Source organism: Thermaerobacillus caldiproteolyticus (assembly GCF_013761245.1).
Taxonomy (GTDB): Bacteria; Bacillota; Bacilli; order Bacillales; family Anoxybacillaceae; genus Thermaerobacillus; species Thermaerobacillus caldiproteolyticus.
The window spans coordinates 22898-41762 of record NZ_JACDUT010000008.1 but is presented as its reverse complement, the minus strand read 5'-3'; the positions used below and the strand labels follow the sequence as shown (position 1 = coordinate 41762).

The following is an 18865-nucleotide window of genomic DNA, read 5'->3' as shown; positions in this document are numbered from 1 at the left end:
TTTATCGATTTCTTAAAAGACAATTTGGTATTTAATGTAAAAAATAAATACATAAAGAATATTAAAACAAACTTTTATTAGGAAGGGAAATTTCTATGAGTAATTTTAGTATAATTTACGACTACAAAAAGAAAGAAAAGAAACAATGGAAACTGTTTGGTGTCTATTAAGGAAAAGGTGAAAATGCTTTATTAGAAGTTGAGAAAAAGGGAAATCAAGTTGAAATAGTTACTTATTAGCGTAGTGATAAAACAACAAAGTTTACATTGCCATTGGAACTGTTTGAGAGAATGTATAATGATATTATTCAAAGTAATTGATAGTTATAGTTGACAAGCCAAAAGCAGGGGTACCGTCAAGAATTTTGTGTAATGTAAGATAGATAGGGTATCTCTGAAATGGATTTGAAATGGATAGGGAACCGGTTTCCTTCACACAGGAGACTGAATATTCAGTCTCCTGTGTGGAAAGGGAGAATTCCCTTATTTTGTTTATTTACAGTATTTGGTTAATGATAACGTTCTTCAAACATTCGCTCGAGGGCTTCCTGTGCTTCGGCAAATCCTCGTAACTTTCGTCCTGCCCATTTCTCATTAAAATCTTGAATGGTCAAATATACGACTTTTTCAGCGGCTTCTAAACTATTCAAACTGTTCATCGGCTTTAGACGTTTCCGAATCTCCTTGATCGTTCGTTCGATGGCATTGGTCGTATAAATCACACTTCGAATACTGCTTGGATAATCCATAAATGTAAGGAGGACATCCAACTCATTGGCCCAAGATTGGACTTCCCTTGGGTACTTGCGAGACCATTTGGATTCAAACTGTTGAAACATCTCCAATGCGATTTCTTTATTCGGAGAACGATAAATGAGTTTCAGATCCTCCGCCATTTCGAATTGGTCTTTTTTCCGAACACGATTTAAGGTGTTACGGACTTTGTGAATGATACAACGCTGTACATCAGCTTTCGGATAAACGGCCTTAAAGGCTTCCTCCAGCCCCGGAAGACCATCGAATACGCCCAGAAGCACTTCCTTGACGCCTCTTTGGTAGAGCTGTTGAAGAATCTCCTGCTATCCATAGGCACTTTCCTGTCCTCCTATGAAAAAATCAAGAATTTCACGATACCCTTCTTCGTTGACCCCCAACACCACATAAATGACTTCTTTCTCCACGGTTTCGCGACGAAGTTTTACGTATAAACCATCCAAATATAAGACGGAATAACGCTTGTGCAGTGGACGAGTGTGCCATTTCTCGATGTCTTCCTTCACGACATCGGTAATACTGGTGCTATGTCAAGAAAACGGACACGTTAAACAGAGAGAAATAGCTGAACTTAGGCAGCTACTTTTCTCTGGTTAGCGTAGTAAGCAGCCTCAAATTCACATGGCGATACATATTCAAGAGCGGAATGACTCCTTTTTCGGTTGTAGAAGCATTCGATGTACTCAAAAATGGCTTGTTTCGCTTCTTTTCGCGTACGGAATCGATTGGGATAGATGCATTCTTTCTTGATTAAGCTATGAAACGACTCCATACAAGCGTTGTCGTAACAGTTTCCACGTCTCAACATACTGACTTGAAAATGATGCTCTTGTAACAGTTGTTGATAATCATTCGACGCATACTGGCTTCCACGATCCGAGTGGTGAATCACTCTTCCTGTTGGTTTCTCGCTGTTTAACGCTCGTTGTAAGGCTTTGATGACTAACTCTTTGGTCATTCGATTATCGATATACCAACCTACGATCTTTCGTGTATATAAATCCATGATGCTGGCTACATACAACCATCCTTCATCAGTAGGAATGTACGTGATATCGGCCATCCATACTTCATTGGGAGCCGTTGCTTGGAAGTTCTGGTCTAACAGATTCGCATACACGTTGTAAGGGTGATTACTATTGGTCGTTGCCTTGTATTTACGCACCGTAATCGATCTCAATCCTTCTTCACTCATGATACGAGCGACTGTCTTTTGAGACACACAAATCCCTTGTTTGCGTAGTTCTTGCGTCATTTTCGGACTTCCGTAAATCTTGCGTGACTTGAGATACTCATTCCGAATCTGTTGGGTCAGTTGTTCTTTTTTCTCTTTTTGGTTGCTTTTTGGGCGTTTCAACCATGCATAATACCCACTTTTAGAAACACCGAGAACTTGGCACATCTTCACAACAAGAAATTCATTTCGATGTTGAAAAATGAACGCGTAAATTACTTCTGGTTTCTGGTGAAGATGCCTAACGCCTTTTTTAAAATCGCTAATTCCTCTTCCAGCTCTTGATTGCGGCGGCGTAGCTCGATGATTTCTTGATTTTGTGGCTTGATGTTTCCTGAACCTACAAAGCTTGTGCCATTGCTTTCTTTGTATTCTTTGACCCAACGGTGAAGAGTGTTGTATGCCAATCCTAATTCTTTTGCCACTTGGGCGATGGACTTGTCCCCCTCCAAACATAACTCAACGGCTTGAATCTTGTATTCTTGATCAAATGTTCTCTTTTTCATGATTGGACACCTCGAACCGATTGTAATTAAGTTTATTATAATCTCTCTGTTCTCTGTGTCCACTTTTTAGACTAACATCAACTTTATTAATAAATCCCTAATCGGAGTTATATGTAAATCCATTTGAAAGGGAATTATACATTCCATATAACCAAAAACGATTAGGGGGAATTTAAATGTCTAAAAAAGTTTATTACTTTACTTATTTACTTAAAAGCCACTTGGCAGGGCAAGTATTGCTAGATGAGTTTAAAAAACATTGTTTTGTTCTATCTGAAATTGAAGAAGAAGAACAAATAAAATTTGATGATGCTTTGTTTTTTGATAGGAATTTTCGGAAGTTATTCGAGTTTTACAAAAGACTTGAACATAACAGTACAGTAGTAGTCTTTCATCCTTGTGTATTAGTAGGGGTTTTTCCTCAAGTTTTACCACTTTTTGCTTTAAAAAATATTACTATTCAGTTTCTTGAGTATGAAATTGGTAATAATACTGTGAAAAACAAGAAATTTAAGGCCAATGATCTACTAGAACTTTTTTATGAGGATAAGATAGATTTTATACCTCAGCATGTTTAAATGTAAAGCAGGGTTAATCCCTGCTTTACTTAACATTACATTTACATTGATAAAAAATAAAAACAGCAAGTGGTTGCCGTTAAAATACAAACTAAAACTAATATTTGTATGACTATTTGTAACACAGTTTAAACTACATGTATTAGCAATAATAATTAAAACACTGTTTAAAAATAAAATTTATAGCACTAATATAATACATACCACTCCTGCTAGCGATCAGGAGGTATGTATTATGTGCGGAGAACAAGAAAAATTAATTATTAAAAATAAAAACACTAACATAATTATTACTTTTTCTGAGCGAAGCGTGGAAGCGATTGAACAGTTTAACGAAATGTTAAACCAAATAGCCGCTTTCATTTCTGTAGAATTACAAAACGATGACACTTTGTCTGCATAAATGACAAAGTGTCTTTTTTATTTCTCAAATAAAAATGTTAAAATAATCCTATAATAAGCAAGAACAATATTTTAAAAAGGGTGGTTAAATATGAGCAATAAACATAAATACACAAACGAATTAATACATAGCAAAAGTCCGTACTTGTTACAACATGCACACAATCCTGTTAACTGGATGGAATGGAGTCCTAGAGCGTTCCAGAAAGCGAAAGAAGAAGGAAAGCCAATATTTTTAAGCATAGGCTATTCCTAGCCCTCGAATAGGGGGCTTGGAATAGAAATACGCAGAAGAATTGGAGTATTAGTCTACATGTCACTGGTGCCATGTCATGGCGCATGAAAGTTTTGAGGACGAAGAAGTTGCAAAGATATTAAATGAAACATATGTGTCCATTAAAGTGGATCGGGAGGAACGACCGGATATTGATTCTATTTATATGCGTGTTTGTCAAATGCTCACAGGGCATGGCGGCTGGCCGCTAAGTGTATTTTTAACTCCTGATCAAAAGCCGTTTTATGCAGGAACGTATTTTCCTAAACGAAGCCGGTATGGACGCCCGGGATTTATTGAAGTACTTACACAGTTATATGAGAAATTTAAAAAACATCCGGACGAAATCATAAAGATTTCAGAACAAATCACGAAAAGCCTCCATCAATCTGTTCAAGCTCATGAGAAAGATCGGCTTCCATCAACCGCTTTAGATCAAACATACCGACAGTTGGCGAACAGTTTTGACGGGATTTATGGCGGCTTTGGCGGTGCTCCGAAGTTTCCCATTCCGCATATGCTGATGTTTTTAATGCGTTATTACAAATGGAAAGGGCAAGAACACGCGCTGCTCATGACAGAAAAAACGTTGAACAGCATGGCTAACGGAGGAATTTACGATCATATTGGATACGGTTTTGCTCGTTATTCGACCGACGCGATGTGGCTTGTGCCGCATTTTGAGAAAATGCTTTATGATAATGCCCTGCTTTTAATAGCCTATACAGAGGCATATCAGCTTACTAACAATGAACGCTACAAAGAAATAAGCGAGCAAATTATCGAGTTTGTGAAACGGGAGATGACATCGACGGAAGGAGCGTTTTACTCGGCGATTGACGCAGATTCAGAGGGGATCGAAGGAAAATATTATGTATGGGATCAAGATGAAGTGTTGAACGTGCTCGGAACGGAATTGGGTGAATTGTATTGCGAAGTGTACGACATTACAGAAGAAGGGAATTTTGAAGGACATAATGTACCTAATTTAATTCATACGAACTTAGCGGGGATTGCAAAACGATATGGACTGGCGAAAGAAGGGCTAAAAGAAAAGCTCGAAGCGGCGAGACAACAGCTGTTTGTTGAGCGTTCGTCACGCGTTTACCCGCATGTTGACGATAAAATTTTAACCGCTTGGAATGCGTTAATGATTGCAGGTTTAGCAAAAGCGGCGAAAGTATATGAAACTGGCTCCTACCTTGACATGGCAAAGCAAGCGCTGGCATTTATTGAAACACATGTCATTCAAGATGGAAGAGTGATGGTGCGCTACCGTGAAGGCGAAGTAAAAAATAAAGGGGTTATTGACGATTACGCCTATTTGATTTGGGCTTATGTCGAGATGTATGAAGCGACATTTGAACGATCATATTTAAAAAGAGCAATGGAACGTACTCAAGAGATGATCGAGCTATTTTGGGACGAGGAAAACGGCGGTTTTTATTTTACAGGAAAAGATGCAGAACGGCTAATTGTTCGCGAAAAAGAAATTTATGATGGGGCTTTGCCATCAGGAAATAGTGTTGCGGCTGTGCAAATGATTCGCCTTGCTAGACTCACCGGTGACTTACAACTATTAGACAAGGCGGAAAAGATGTATTCGACCTTCAAACGTCAAGTGGAAGCGTATGAAAGCGGCCATACGTTTTTCCTTCAAGGCTTGTTGCTTTTCGAGATGCTGACAAAGGAAATTGTGATTTTTGGGAAAAAGGGCGACGAAAAAAGAGAAAAACTATTGAAGCTATTGCAAAAAACATTTGTTCCGAATTATTCCGTATTGGTTGCGGAACATCCATCTGATTTTTCCGCAATTGTCCCCTTTGCAGCGGAATATCAACAAATCGGAGACGAAACGACTATCTATATATGTGAAAATTTTGCTTGTTTACAACCGACGACTGATGTTGAAGCAGTGTTGAAGCAGCTGCTCGAGTAAAAGTGGTTGTATTAATTCAATATGGTTTTGCGAAATGTCAAAGAAAGAGAATGTTTTTAAAATAGACAGCAGGATTCTTTTTCTTGATGAAGAAATACTAGAAAAAAGAACAAACAAAAGGAGAGAAAAGGAATGCCGATCACAAATCCAAGCCGCGAGGAGATTGCACAAATCTTGCAAAAAGCAAAACGCATTGCGGTCGTTGGTTTATCCAATAATCCTGAGCGCACGTCTTACATGGTAACGAAAGCGATGAAAGACGCAGGATATGAGATTATTCCGGTGAACCCGACGATTGATGAATGGGAAGGAATTAAAGCGGTGAAAACGTTAAAAGACATTGACGGTCATGTCGACATTGTCAACGTTTTTCGTCGTCCGGAGCATTTGCCTGAAATCGCCCGTGAATTTGCGCAAATCGATGCGGATGTATTTTGGGCTCAATTAGGCGTTGTCAATGAGGAAGCTTACGAGTTTCTAAAAGAAAAAGGGTATACCGTTGTGATGGATCGCTGTATTAAAGTCGAACATGCATTAACGAAAAAGGGGTAAAACGGATTCGACCATCTTTGTTTTATAAAGATGGTCATTTCCATTTTTAGAGAGAAAATTTGCTTATTTTGCAGGAATCGTTAAAATAGGCATAGACGTTTCAAAAATTTATGTTACAATAAACAGATAGAAACAAATGTTCTTGTTTTACGTTGAAAGGGGTATGTGCGTGACGAATAAACAAGTATATGAATATAACGATGATGCGATTCAAGTGTTAGAAGGACTTGAAGCGGTTCGGAAACGTCCGGGAATGTATATCGGCAGTACCGATAGCCGTGGGTTGCATCATCTTGTGTATGAAATTGTCGATAATTCCGTTGATGAGGCGTTAGCAGGGTACGGAAATTATATTCTTGTCAAAATACATAAAGACAATAGCATTACTGTGTTGGATGAAGGACGGGGCATGCCGACCGGAATGCATAAACTCGGAAAGCCGACGCCGGAAGTCATTTTAACGGTGCTTCATGCCGGCGGGAAATTTGGACAAGGTGGCTATAAAACGAGCGGCGGCTTGCATGGAGTCGGTGCGTCTGTTGTCAATGCCTTATCGGAATGGCTTGTCGTGACGATCCATCGCGACGGTTTCATCTATCAACAACGTTTTGAACATGGCGGAACACCGGTAACGACATTAGAAAAAATCGGGACGACGAAAAAAACAGGAACGATCATTCAATTTAAACCTGATCCAACGATTTTCAGCACGACGACATTTCATTACGAAACGTTAAGCGAGCGGCTGCGGGAATCGGCGTTTTTGCTGAAGGGATTAAAAATTGAATTAGTTGATGAACGGACAGGAATGCGTGACGTTTTTCATTATGAAAATGGCATTGAAGCGTTTGTCTCGTATTTAAACGAAGAAAAAGACGTTTTGCATCCGGTCGTGTATTTTGAAGGACAACAAAACGGAATCGAAGTTGAATTTGCGTTCCAATTTAACGATGGTTATTCGGAAAATGTGCTTTCTTTCGTGAACAACGTGCGCACAAAAGATGGCGGAACGCATGAAGCGGGTGCCAAAACCGCGATGACGCGCGTATTTAATGAATATGCGCGAAAAGTGGGCCTGTTAAAAGAAAAAGATAAAAACTTAGAAGGTTCCGATATTCGCGAAGGATTGTCCGCAATTGTGTCTGTACGCATACCGGAACATTTATTGCAGTTTGAAGGGCAAACAAAAGGAAAACTAGGAACAAGCGAAGCGCGTTCTGCTGTTGATTCCGTGGTGTCTGAGCATCTTACGTATTTTCTTCAAGAAAATCCGGACATCAGTGCAATGCTCGTAAAAAAAGCAATCAAAGCCTATCAAGCACGGGAGGCGGCACGAAAAGCGCGCGAGGAAGCGAGAAGTGGAAAAAAGAAAAAAGGAAAAGAAGCAGTATTAAGCGGGAAGCTAACGCCGGCGCAGTCGCGCAATCCAAAGAAAAATGAGCTCTACTTAGTCGAAGGAGATTCTGCGGGTGGTTCGGCCAAGCAAGGGCGCGACCGACGTTTTCAAGCGGTATTGCCATTGCGTGGAAAAGTGATTAACACGGAAAAAGCGAAGCTCGCTGACATTTTTAAAAATGAAGAAATTAATACGATTATTCATGCGATTGGCGGAGGAGTCGGACCAGATTTTTCTTTAGAAGACGTCAACTATGACAAGGTGATTATTATGACGGACGCGGATACGGATGGCGCTCATATTCAAGTGTTGCTGCTTACGTTTTTCTATCGCTATATGAGACCATTGATTGAAGCGGGAAAAGTGTATATCGCTCTTCCGCCGCTTTATAAAATTAGTAAAGGTACCGGAAAAAAAGAAATCGTCGAATACGCGTGGACCGATGAACAATTAAAAGAAACGGTAAAAAAGTTTGGCAAAGGCTATACAGTGCAACGTTATAAAGGTCTCGGTGAAATGAATGCCGATCAATTATGGGATACGACGATGAATCCAGAAACTCGTACGCTCATTCGCGTTCGGATTGATGATGCGGCAAGAGCAGAGCGGCGTGTTACTACGCTTATGGGTGACAAAGTTGAACCGCGTCGTAAATGGATTGAAGCCAATGTCGCCTTCGGATTAGAAGACGATCCAAACATTTTAGACAATGAACATGTATCGGTCGCAGGAGGGGATTATTGATGACAGAAAGACTGCTAGATTTACCGTTAGAAGACGTATTGGGCGACCGTTTCGGGCGTTACAGCAAATACATTATTCAAGAGCGCGCGCTTCCGGATGTGCGCGATGGCTTAAAACCGGTGCAACGCCGCATTTTATACGCGATGTACATAGACGGCAATACGGCTGATAAAGGCTTTCGCAAAGCGGCGAAAACGGTCGGAAACGTCATCGGGAACTTCCATCCTCACGGGGATTCTTCCGTCTATGAAGCGATGGTACGGATGAGCCAAGATTGGAAGCTGCGGAACATTTTAATTGAAATGCATGGGAATAACGGCAGCATTGATGGCGATCCTCCCGCAGCGATGAGGTACACGGAAGCGCGTCTATCCGCGATTGCTTCTGAATTGTTGCGGGATATCGACAGACAAACGGTAGAATTCGTTCCAAACTTTGATGATACAACGAAAGAACCTGTTGTATTACCTGCGATGTTTCCGAACTTGTTAGTAAACGGCTCTACCGGAATTTCGGCTGGATATGCGACAGAAATTCCGCCGCATTCGTTAGGAGAAGTCATTGATGCTGTCATCATGCGCATTGACAAACCGAATTGCACTGTCGATGAGTTGATGACCGTACTGCATGGTCCTGATTTTCCAACCGGTGGCATTATCCAAGGAAAAGACGGGATAAAAAAAGCGTATGAAACAGGAAAAGGGAAAATTATCATTCGCGGCAAAGCGACGATTGAGTCATTAAAAGGCGGCAAGCAACAAATTGTCATTACGGAAATCCCGTATGAAGTCAATAAAGCAAATCTTGTCAAAAAAATTGATGAACTTCGCTTTGATCGAAAGTTAGAGGGGATTTCCGATGTTCGCGATGAAACGGATCGTACCGGTCTTCGTATCGTTATTGAAGTAAAGAAAGATGCCGATGCAGAAGGAATTTTAAACTATTTATACAAAAATACGGATTTGCAAGTGCCATATAGCTTTAATATGGTTGCCATCCACGAACGACGCCCGAAACTGTTAAGCCTTCCTGAACTGTTAGACGCGTATATTGAGCATCGCAAGGAAGTCGTCACAAACCGTTCGCAATACGAATTGAAAAAAGCGTACGACCGCCAGCATATTGTTGAAGGATTAATAAAAGCTTTGTCGATTCTTGATGATGTCATTGCGACGATTCGTGCTTCTAGCGACAAGCGTGATGCAAAAGATAACTTAATGGCGAAATACGACTTTACGGAAGCGCAAGCAGAAGCGATTGTCTCTCTGCAATTATACCGCTTGACGAATACGGATATTACTGCATTGAAACAAGAAGCGGAAGAGCTAGAGAAAACCATCAGTGAACTAACGGCCGTTCTAGCGAGCGAAAAGAAATTATTGTCAGTGATCAAATCAGAATTGAAAAAAATGAAAAAAATGTATGCTGATGAACGAAGAACGGTCATTGAAGACGAGATTGAAGAGATTAAAATTAACCTTGAAGTGATGATTCCATCTGAAGATGTCATTGTCACGGTGACGAAAGAAGGATATGTCAAACGAACAAGTCTTCGTTCGTACACAGCCTCGAACGGACAAGACTTCGGGATGAAAGAATCAGATCATCTATTAGCGCAGCTAGAAATGAATACAACCGATGTGTTGCTGTTATTCACCCGCCGCGGTAACTATTTGTATTGTCCTGTGCATGAATTGCCGGATATTCGTTGGAAAGAGCTAGGGCAACACATTTCGAATCTCGTGGCGTTAGATCGTGAAGACGAGATTATTGCAGCGATTCCGGTATCCAATTTCGATGAGCCGTTAGACCTCATCTTTGTGACGAAACAAGGAATGGTCAAACGAACAGAATTAGGACAATATAAAGTGCAGCGTTACACGCGGCCGTTCGTCGCTTTAAATGTAAAAGAAGATGATGAAGTCGTCACCGTTTATATGACGGATGGACAGCATGGCATTTTCCTCGTTACCTACCAAGGATATGGGCTGTGGTTTCATGAGAACGAAATTAGTACCGTTGGTGTACGGGCAGCCGGTGTAAAAGGGATTAACTTAAAAGAAGGCGACTACGTTGTTTCCGCACATCAAGTCAAACAGGGGCAAGTTTCGTATCTTATTATTGCCACACAGCGAGGTGCGGTGAAGAAAATGGGGATAAACGAATTTGAACGAACATCTCGCGCCAAACGAGGGGTCGTCATGCTTCGAGAATTGAAAACAAACCCTCATCGCATTGTAAGCTCGGTGCTAACAGAAAACGAGGAAGACGTTCTGTTTATACAAACAGCAACAGGAGCGATAGAAACGATTCGTTCCTCTCAACTGCGCGTGACCGATCGATATAGTAACGGTTCATTTGTCGTCGATAGCGAAGAAGCGGGAGAAGTCATCGATATGTGGAAACAACCGATAACGGATTCAGGGAAAGAGGAGATTCGGTGAGATTTAGGCGACAAGAAGCGTTTCGTTACGAGTTTGGGCAGCCACTTCCTTGCACCTTTCGCCTTGTGCGCATTGACGGAAGAAGTGTAGAAAGCGAGGAAGGGAGAGCGCACATTCATGATATTAGCCCGCGTGGGATGAAAATTGAAACATGGTTACACATTCAACCTGAGCAACAAGAAATTGAAATCCAAGTAACGTTTGCATTAAACGACATTGTATTTCGCTTTTTAGGAATGCTCGTATGGCAAAAACCGTTGGCCAGTCACTATTATTATGGAGTACGCCTTATGCTTTCCGATGTGCAGGAAGAGATGCTTGTCCGCGAAATTAAACAGCATGCGGCGCTCCGTCATGGCTTTCGAAGGTAGGGGGAGAAGACAAACCGGCTTGACGTCGTACTGCACGACATCAGCCGGTTTTTTTAGTAAAGGAGAACTGTCTAGCTCAGCGACCAACCCGTTTGCTTCTAGGTCAACATTCATGCAAAATTTGTGTAAAGCAGATAGGAGATGTTTTAAACAGGTCAGGGGAAAACTAGTCTCTTGGGATAGCAACAGCATCCGATGAAGACATATTTGCTCATCGCACTTAGCGGAGCGCTTTTTCTTATTGAGCGATTTACAAACCGATTGAGATTTTGTTTACCAAAATTTCCACCACTTATTTGACCGTTTTCCGTTGGCACTTGCCGCTTGTCGGAAGGAGAGCACAAGTTCGCGAAATGACTTTTCGCGTTCCATAATGCGTTCTTCATATTGTTTTCTCTCTTTTTCTCGTCGTTCGTATTCATCGTGTAAAAACTCCATAATTTCCTCAAGCTGTTCACACATATGATGAGTCTCTTGTTTTAGAGATCCCGTCCATTCATTTATTGATTGGTGGATATTTTGTTTGACGGAAGCGGTATCTTCTTTTATTTCTGCTATATAAGCAATGATTTGTTGGAGTGCTTCAGCCGTTTGTTGCTTCATTTCACCGGCAAATTCTTCTTTCACCCGCTTGGCAATTTGTTCAATAGTTTGCTCTACCATATAATGTGTGTCGTTGCACGGCAATTGAGATGCGTCAATGACTTCCCCTTCCATCACTTTTGTTTCTATGCTTTGCGTTGGACTATGCCTTGGCTTTGACGTTACAACTTTAGTATCCTCGTGATTGGATGTTGTTTGTTCTGCTTTCAAATAATGGTGAATCTCTTGTTTTGTTCGCTTTTCTGAAGACCATTCCTTTATCATAGAACATTTGTGTAATAGTTCATTTGTATAAATGCGCGCCCCTTGATTAGTTCGAGGAATAACGAGAAATTCAGCATATTCTTTTTCCCATTGTTTTAATGTTCGCGGCGGGATACCAAGTTTTTTAGCTGCTTCGCGAAGGGTGTACGATTCCATATATGTGTCATCCTTTCTTGTAAAATGGCTATATGTTTATTTCCAATCTAATCATCCATTTTCCTGCGGGGATACAAAACATTACAAAAAAAGATGGATTTGGATAGAAAATTACAAAAACCTACAACTTAAACGTCAATACAAAAGTGTCGAAATTTGTTGTTGACGAACTTGTATATACAAGATAAAATAAAATTAGCTTGTATATACAAGTTTTTTGAAAGCGTTTTTTGAAAGCGGTTAACAAGGAGCGGGATTTTGTGAAAAGACAGGGGAGGTCATTATAATTATGGGAGCTTATGATCAATCAGTTGCACAAATTGTCGAAGCAATTGGAGGAAAGGACAATATCGTCGCAGCGACACATTGTGTGACACGTTTGCGATTTGCATTAAAAGATGAAGGGAAAGTGAATAAAGAAGCATTAGAAAACATTGACATTGTGAAAGGTTCGTTTTCTGCTAACGGTCAATTCCAAGTCGTTATCGGTCAAGGACTTGTCGATAAAGTATATAATGAAATGGTTGAAATGACTGGTATTAGCCGAGCAACGAAACAGGAAATCAAGGATGCAGCGGAAGCGAACTTAAATCCATTACAACGCGCCATTAAAACATTAGCGGATATTTTCATTCCAATTTTACCGGCAATCGTCACAGCTGGTTTGTTAATGGGGATTAACAATATTTTAACAGGGCCTGATATTTTTTATGACGGGAAATCATTTGTTGAAGTCCATAAAGAATGGGCAGATCTTGCAAACATGATTAATTTAATTGCTAATACGGCGTTTGTCTTTTTACCGGGACTCATCGGTTGGTCGGCAGTCACGAAATTTGGCGGTAGCCCATTATTAGGTATTGTACTTGGACTTATGCTTGTACACCCTGACCTGTTAAACGCGTGGGGATGGGGGGCTGCGAAGGAGAAAGGAGATATTCCTGTTTGGAATTTATTTGGCCTTGAAGTACAAAAAGTCGGTTATCAAGGTCAAGTATTACCGGTATTAGTAGCGTCTTATGTATTAGCCAAAATTGAGCAATTTTTTCGTAAGCGCATTCCTGATGCATTTCAATTGTTGCTTGTTGCACCGCTTTCCTTATTAATTACTGGGTTTTTAGCGTTTATCGCCATCGGACCTGTCACGTTTGCGATTGGTAATGCGATTACTAGTGTATTTGTTGCTATTTTCCATAACGTCCCAGCGATTGGCGGATTTTTATACGGTGCTTTATATGCGCCGCTCGTTGTCACCGGAATGCATCATACGTTCTTGCCAGTGGATTTACAGCTTATTTCAAGCACAGGCGGAACATTCTTATGGCCAATTCTCGTCATGTCGAACATTGCTCAAGGTTCGGCGGCATTGGCAATAATGTTTTTAGCAAAAGATGAGAAGGTAAAAGGACTTTCTTTTACATCGGCGGTGTCTGCTTATCTCGGTATTACGGAACCAGCGATGTTCGGTGTGAACTTGCGCTTCCGTTACCCGTTCATTTCGGCGATGACCGGTGCGGCGATTGCGGGAATGTTTATTACGATTAATAAAGTATTAGCGCCATCGATTGGTGTCGGTGGGTTGCCAGGATTTTTATCCATCGTTCCGCAAAAATGGACGCCATTCTTTATCGGTATGGCGATTGCGATTGTCGTTCCGTTCGCATTGACATTTGTGTTTGGTAAGTTACGAAGAGAAAAGCAATAACGATGAAGGTACCATTGGTGGGGGATGTTTCGCCAATGGTATCGTTTTTATCAATAAATATAGAGGTGGTGCCAGCAATGAACAAACAACCATGGTGGAAAAAAGCTGTTGTCTATCAAATTTATCCGAAAAGCTTCAACGATACGAATGGTGATGGAATCGGTGATTTACAAGGTATTATTGAAAAACTTGATTATTTAAAAACACTGGGAGTCGATGTCATTTGGTTAACGCCGATTTATCAATCCCCACAGCGCGACAATGGTTACGATATTAGCGACTATTTCCAAATTCATCATGAGTACGGCACGATGGCAGATTTTGAACGGTTAGTCTCGGAAGTACATCGACGCGACATGAAAATCATTATGGACATGGTCGTCAATCACACCTCGACTGACCATGAGTGGTTCCGACAGGCTCGCTCTTCCAAAGACAATCCGTATCGTGATTTTTATATTTGGAAAGATGGAAAAGCCGATGGTAGTGCTCCAACGAACTGGGAATCAAAGTTTGGAGGATCGGCTTGGGAGTACGATGAACAAACAGGGCAATATTACTTGCATTTATTTGACGTGACGCAAGCGGATTTGAACTGGGAGAACGAAGCACTTCGCCGCCGCGTTTATGAGATGATGCATTTTTGGTTTCAAAAAGGTATTGATGGATTTCGCTTAGATGTCATTAATTTGTTGTCGAAAGATCAGCGATTTTTAGATGATGACGGTTCTGTACCTCCGGGAGATGGGCGAAAGTTTTATACTGATGGGCCGCGCATTCATGAATTTTTGCAAGAAATGAATCGGGAAGTGTTTTCGAAATACGACATTATGACGGTCGGGGAAATGTCATCGACAACGATTGACCATTGCATCAAATATACAAACCCAGAGCGCAAAGAATTAAATATGACATTTAATTTTCATCACTTAAAAGTCGATTATCCGAATGGGGAAAAATGGGCAGTAGCCGATTTTGATTTTCTAGCTTTAAAACGAATTTTATCGACATGGCAAGTGGAAATGCATAAAGGCGGCGGATGGAACGCACTATTTTGGTGCAACCATGACCAGCCGCGCATTGTGTCACGGTATGGAGATGACGGGAAGTATCATAAGGAATCAGCGAAAATGCTCGCGACGGTCATTCATATGATGCAAGGAACACCTTATATTTACCAAGGAGAAGAAATCGGCATGACCGACCCGAAATTCGAGCGAATTGAAGATTATCGGGATGTCGAATCGTTAAACATGTACAAAATTTTACAAGAAAAAGGAAAATCAAAAGAAGAAGTACTTGACATTTTAAAGCGAAAGTCACGCGATAATTCACGCACCCCGATGCAGTGGGATGACAGTGAGCATGCAGGATTTACAACGGGTACGCCTTGGATTCGTGTGGCATCAAACTACAAAGACATTAATGTCAAAAATGCGCTTGCGGATCCGACATCGATTTTTTATCATTACCAACGCCTTATCCAATTACGAAAACAATATGACATTATTACAACAGGTGATTATCAACTATTACTTGAAGATCATCCAGACATTTTTGCCTATATACGAAACGGGAAAAATGAGAAGCTTCTTGTTGTCAATAACTTTTATGGAAAAGAGACGACGTTTATTCTTCCAAGCGAAGTAGATGTGAGCGGATATACAAGTCAAATTTTGCTTTCGAACTATGAGGATTCACCAGAGCAGTTTAAAACAATCGTCTTGCGCCCGTATGAAGCGATTGTTTATTACTTAACGAAATCATGATACAATACATGTCGGTGATCGATATGTATGAAAACAAATATTTATCCATTTATCATGATATTGTCTCAAAAATTCGCCAAGGACATTGGAAACCCTATGATAAACTTCCATCGGAAAACGAATTAGCCGAGCAATATGAAACATCGCGGGAAACGATTCGCAAAGCGCTCAATCTGTTATCTGAACACGGGTATATTCAAAAAATGAAGGGAAAAGGTTCCATCGTTCTTGATGTTGGAAAATACGATTTTCCTGTATCGGGCTTAGTCAGCTTTAAAGAGTTGGCACAAAAAATGAAAACGCCGGCGAAAACGATTGTTCATGAATTAGAGGTCATCAAGCCGGGAGAATATTTAAAAAAGCATTTGCATGTAACGAACAAAGATGAGATATGGAAAGTCGTTCGTTCTCGAAAAATCGATGGAGAACACATTATTTTAGACAAAGATTTTTTTCATAAAAAATTTGTTCCTGTTTTGACGCGGGCGATTTGTGAGGATTCCATATACGAGTATATTGAAAATAAATTAAAATTGAAAATCAGCTTTGCAAAAAAAGAAATGTTTGTCGACAAAGTGACTGACGAGGACCGAAAATATTTAGACTTAAACGGGTATGATCATGTCGTTGTCGTGAAAAATTTTGTTTATTTAGATGATGCCAGTTTGTTTCAATTTACGGAATCACGACACCGACTAGATAAATTTCGCTTTGTTGATTTTGCGAGAAGAAATCATTGAACAGCACTTGCAAGCGGGCAAGTGCTGTTTTTGTATTTTATTTAATTAAACTATGTTTTAAATAATCAAATTAAGAACTGTAATAGTTTTTCTCATTTATGGCTATCCTTGTAACGACAAAGGTGGTGAATACGTTGCAAGGAACATGGATTTCGTTATTGCCATTTCTGATTGTCATTCCACTCTCGATTTGGCTTCGCGAAATATTGCCGGGGCTCGTAATAGGGCTGATTGTTGGAGCTTTTTGCTTAGAGAAGCATTGGCTCTATGCGATTAAAAGGGCTGTAAATGCATTATTACAGACGATAACAGATATCGAACATGTGAAAGTTGTCATGTTTCTGTACTTATTCGGCGCGCTGATTGGTATGATGCAAATTACTGGTGGAATCAAAGGGTTTGTTCAATGGATTAGTCAAAAGCTTCATTCGAAGCATCGTATGTTATTGTTTATATGGCTTACTGTTCCATTTACATTTTTTACTCCGATGTTTCGCACTATGTTAATCGGTCCAGTCATGAAATCGATTCTCGGAAAGTTTCGGATCGATAAACGGAGAATGGCGTATATTATCGATGTTTCAACTGAACCGATTATCGTGTTGTTACCGGCCGCAACGGCATTTGTCGGCTTTATGACGTCTGTTGTTGAAGGAGCGCTCAACCAAAATGGAGTGAAGACGTCAGCGTATCAACTTTTTCTTGCCAGCTTACCATATAATTTTTTTGCGATCATTGCTCTTATCGTAGGATTAGTGACAACATTTATGAATATTCGGATCGGGAAAGAAGGGAGGGAAAGAGCAGAAGGGGAAACGAATCAATTTCACCGATTAGGATTGAAAAAAGAGCTTGCATTAGTCGTCGGTGAACCGCTTCATCTATTTTTTCCGCTTTTTCTCGTTCTTGTATTGACGATATTTTTCTTTTGGTATGACGGAAGTAAAAAAGGAGCAAATACAATTTTAGCAGCCTTTTCCACAGCAGATGCAACGTTAGCGATGCTGCTTGCGCTTTTTGTCACGATCATCATCACCACGCTGTTTTATTTATTTCGTCGTCAGCCGCTTCATGAGCTCATTTATCACTTTTTTGATGGTGGAAATCAACTCATGGCACCGATCGGCATGCTTCTCCTTGTTTGGGCGTTGTCGCTGACAGCGGAGGATTTGGGATTCTCGCGGTATATCTCGTCTACGTTTGGGACATTGCTTCCGAAAGAAATTGTTCCGGCTACGATGTTTGCTCTTGGTTCATCAATTTCCTATTTTATCGGAACATCTTGGGGGACATGGGGGCTCTTTATGCCGCTTGGTGTTACATTAGCAGCGGCGACAGGAGCATCGTTGCCCATGACGATTGGCGCAGTATTTGCAAGCGGGACATTCGGCGCTTTTGCTTCTCCATTAGGGGATACGACGATTACAACTGCTTCAATCATGGATTTAGACTTAATGGAATATGCAAAGTATAAACTAAAAATTTCTTTATTGTGCGGCGGTCTTTCTTTAATTAGCTACGTGATCGCTCCGATATTTTTGGCGTAAATAAAAGCCGATGGTTTGTTCCATCGGTTATTATATTATTTATACAAACTATGTTCTAAATAACCAAATATAAATTTACAAAATATTTTTGAAATAAGAAACCATTCTCGCTATGATAAAAGAAATAACTATTGCATACTGACTGGTCAATAAAAGAAGGGGTGATCGTATGGCAACCCATGTTACAAACGTAACAGTGCGTTTTAGTGAGACAGATGCGCTTGGACATGTGAACAATACGAGTTATTTCGTTTATCTAGAAGAAGCGCGGATTCGTCTGTTTGAGCAATTAGGCTACGGAACAGACGTTACAACATGGCGATTTATTCTTGCTTCTGCGAAATGTGATTTCGTCAATCAAGCGTATTTCGGGCAAACACTGAAAATCGAAACAAACGTCTCAAAAATCGGCAATAAAAGTTTTCAGCTCGTTCATCGCATTTTGGATGCGAAAACAGGAACATTGATTGCTCTTGGCGAAGCAGCCGTTGTTTATTTTAATTTCGAGACACAGCAAAGCGAATACCTTCCCGACGATTTACGAGAGAGACTGCAATGTTATGTTCTTTCCGATTCAGAACAAGTGAAATAGCACAACGAATATATGATTAACTGTTGGAAATAGTCAGTCCCCTACGACGCCAGCCGCCTCTTACAATCCGAATGTTTTAATAACGGTATGATATTGAACATCCCTTTTAATAATTACAAATATCAATAAGGAACTAGAGAAAAACCGCTCTAATTCCTTTTTGTTTTGTTGTTCAAAATCATATGGACAACTTTTCTTGTTCCCATTATGCTGAATAAAAACTGATTGCACCAATGCTCATAAAAAACACCAGTATTTCATTAATTGTTTTTGTAT

Annotated in this window: 13 protein-coding genes and 2 pseudogenes; 12 read left to right on the top strand and 3 right to left on the bottom strand. The window is 40.4% G+C overall.

Translation table 11 applies throughout. From position 1 onward, the window contains the following. Positions 1-508 precede the first annotated feature (508 nt). Positions 509-1291 (bottom strand): annotated as a pseudogene (locus HNR31_RS12700) (IS256 family transposase); the annotation flags it as partial. A 53-nt stretch (positions 1292-1344) separates the two neighbouring features. Continuing rightward, positions 1345-2513, bottom strand: a protein-coding gene (locus HNR31_RS12695) for an IS3 family transposase (RefSeq protein ID WP_181556609.1) whose coding sequence is annotated in 2 segments (ribosomal slippage) — positions 1345-2246 and positions 2246-2513 — 1170 coding nt in all. Because the reading frame shifts where the segments join, the coding sequence is not laid out codon by codon here. 176 nt (positions 2514-2689) lie between these two features. Between HNR31_RS12695 and HNR31_RS12690 the strand changes: the two genes are divergently transcribed. The 7 genes and pseudogenes from HNR31_RS12690 (at position 2690) to HNR31_RS12655 (ending at position 11213) form a co-directional block, all read left to right on the top strand. After that, the gene (locus HNR31_RS12690) at positions 2690-3091 is read left to right on the top strand and encodes a hypothetical protein (RefSeq protein WP_181556608.1); all 402 of its coding nucleotides are present in this window, start codon (positions 2690-2692) and stop codon (positions 3089-3091) included. A gap of 235 nt (positions 3092-3326) precedes the next feature. Continuing rightward, the gene (locus HNR31_RS12685; protein WP_181556607.1) at positions 3327-3494 is read left to right on the top strand and encodes a hypothetical protein; all 168 of its coding nucleotides are present in this window, start codon (positions 3327-3329) and stop codon (positions 3492-3494) included. A 90-nt stretch (positions 3495-3584) separates the two neighbouring features. Next, positions 3585-5706, top strand: a pseudogene (locus HNR31_RS12675) (thioredoxin domain-containing protein). Positions 5707-5838: 132 nt separating this feature from the next. Beyond that, on the top strand, positions 5839-6258 hold the full coding sequence (locus HNR31_RS12670; RefSeq protein ID WP_181556604.1) for a CoA-binding protein: 420 nt from the start codon (positions 5839-5841) through the stop codon (positions 6256-6258). A 163-nt stretch (positions 6259-6421) separates the two neighbouring features. Continuing rightward, a complete protein-coding gene (gene parE, locus HNR31_RS12665; RefSeq protein WP_181556603.1) occupies positions 6422-8398 on the top strand; it encodes a DNA topoisomerase IV subunit B in 1977 nt (658 codons plus the stop codon). Beyond that, positions 8398-10842 (top strand): DNA topoisomerase IV subunit A, encoded by a 2445-nt coding sequence (gene parC / locus HNR31_RS12660; protein WP_181556602.1) that lies wholly within the window; start codon positions 8398-8400, stop codon positions 10840-10842. Before parE ends, parC begins: the two co-directional genes overlap by 1 nt. Beyond that, complete coding sequence (locus HNR31_RS12655) at positions 10839-11213, top strand: PilZ domain-containing protein (protein ID WP_181556601.1); 375 nt, start codon at positions 10839-10841, stop codon at positions 11211-11213. Before parC ends, HNR31_RS12655 begins: the two co-directional genes overlap by 4 nt. A gap of 273 nt (positions 11214-11486) precedes the next feature. Here HNR31_RS12655 and HNR31_RS12650 read toward each other — a convergent pair whose 3' ends face one another. Continuing rightward, on the bottom strand, positions 11487-12236 hold the full coding sequence (locus HNR31_RS12650; protein ID WP_181556600.1) for a MerR family transcriptional regulator: 750 nt from the start codon (positions 12234-12236) through the stop codon (positions 11487-11489). Between the two features lie 289 nt (positions 12237-12525). Between HNR31_RS12650 and treP the strand changes: the two genes are divergently transcribed. From treP to HNR31_RS12625, 5 genes are all read left to right on the top strand, one after another. Then, a complete protein-coding gene (treP, locus tag HNR31_RS12645; RefSeq protein WP_181556599.1) occupies positions 12526-13941 on the top strand; it encodes a PTS system trehalose-specific EIIBC component in 1416 nt (471 codons plus the stop codon). Between the two features lie 77 nt (positions 13942-14018). Continuing rightward, the gene (treC, locus tag HNR31_RS12640) at positions 14019-15710 is read left to right on the top strand and encodes an alpha,alpha-phosphotrehalase (protein WP_181556598.1); all 1692 of its coding nucleotides are present in this window, start codon (positions 14019-14021) and stop codon (positions 15708-15710) included. A 23-nt stretch (positions 15711-15733) separates the two neighbouring features. Next, positions 15734-16450 carry a trehalose operon repressor gene (gene treR / locus HNR31_RS12635; RefSeq protein WP_181556597.1) on the top strand — a complete coding sequence of 239 codons (717 nt, stop codon included), beginning with the start codon at positions 15734-15736 and terminating at the stop codon, positions 16448-16450. Between the two features lie 134 nt (positions 16451-16584). Then, entirely contained in the window at positions 16585-17997 is a 1413-nt protein-coding gene (locus tag HNR31_RS12630; RefSeq protein ID WP_181556596.1) for a Na+/H+ antiporter NhaC family protein, read from the top strand. Between the two features lie 169 nt (positions 17998-18166). Beyond that, positions 18167-18589, top strand: a complete 423-nt coding sequence (locus HNR31_RS12625) for an acyl-CoA thioesterase (RefSeq protein WP_181556595.1) — start codon at positions 18167-18169, stop codon at positions 18587-18589. Positions 18590-18865: the final 276 nt, after the last annotated feature.

Coding starts and splice junctions, on each gene's coding strand:
- HNR31_RS12690 (WP_181556608.1), top strand. CDS start 2,690: ATGTCTAAAAAAGTTTATTACTTTACTTATTTACTTAAAAGCCACTTG.
- HNR31_RS12685 (WP_181556607.1), top strand. CDS start 3,327: ATGTGCGGAGAACAAGAAAAATTAATTATTAAAAATAAAAACACTAAC.
- HNR31_RS12670 (WP_181556604.1), top strand. CDS start 5,839: ATGCCGATCACAAATCCAAGCCGCGAGGAGATTGCACAAATCTTGCAA.
- parE (WP_181556603.1), top strand. CDS start 6,422: ATGTGCGTGACGAATAAACAAGTATATGAATATAACGATGATGCGATT.
- parC (WP_181556602.1), top strand. CDS start 8,398: ATGACAGAAAGACTGCTAGATTTACCGTTAGAAGACGTATTGGGCGAC.
- HNR31_RS12650 (WP_181556600.1), bottom strand. CDS start 12,236: ATGGAATCGTACACCCTTCGCGAAGCAGCTAAAAAACTTGGTATCCCG.
- treP (WP_181556599.1), top strand. CDS start 12,526: ATGGGAGCTTATGATCAATCAGTTGCACAAATTGTCGAAGCAATTGGA.
- treC (WP_181556598.1), top strand. CDS start 14,019: ATGAACAAACAACCATGGTGGAAAAAAGCTGTTGTCTATCAAATTTAT.
- treR (WP_181556597.1), top strand. CDS start 15,734: ATGTATGAAAACAAATATTTATCCATTTATCATGATATTGTCTCAAAA.
- HNR31_RS12625 (WP_181556595.1), top strand. CDS start 18,167: ATGGCAACCCATGTTACAAACGTAACAGTGCGTTTTAGTGAGACAGAT.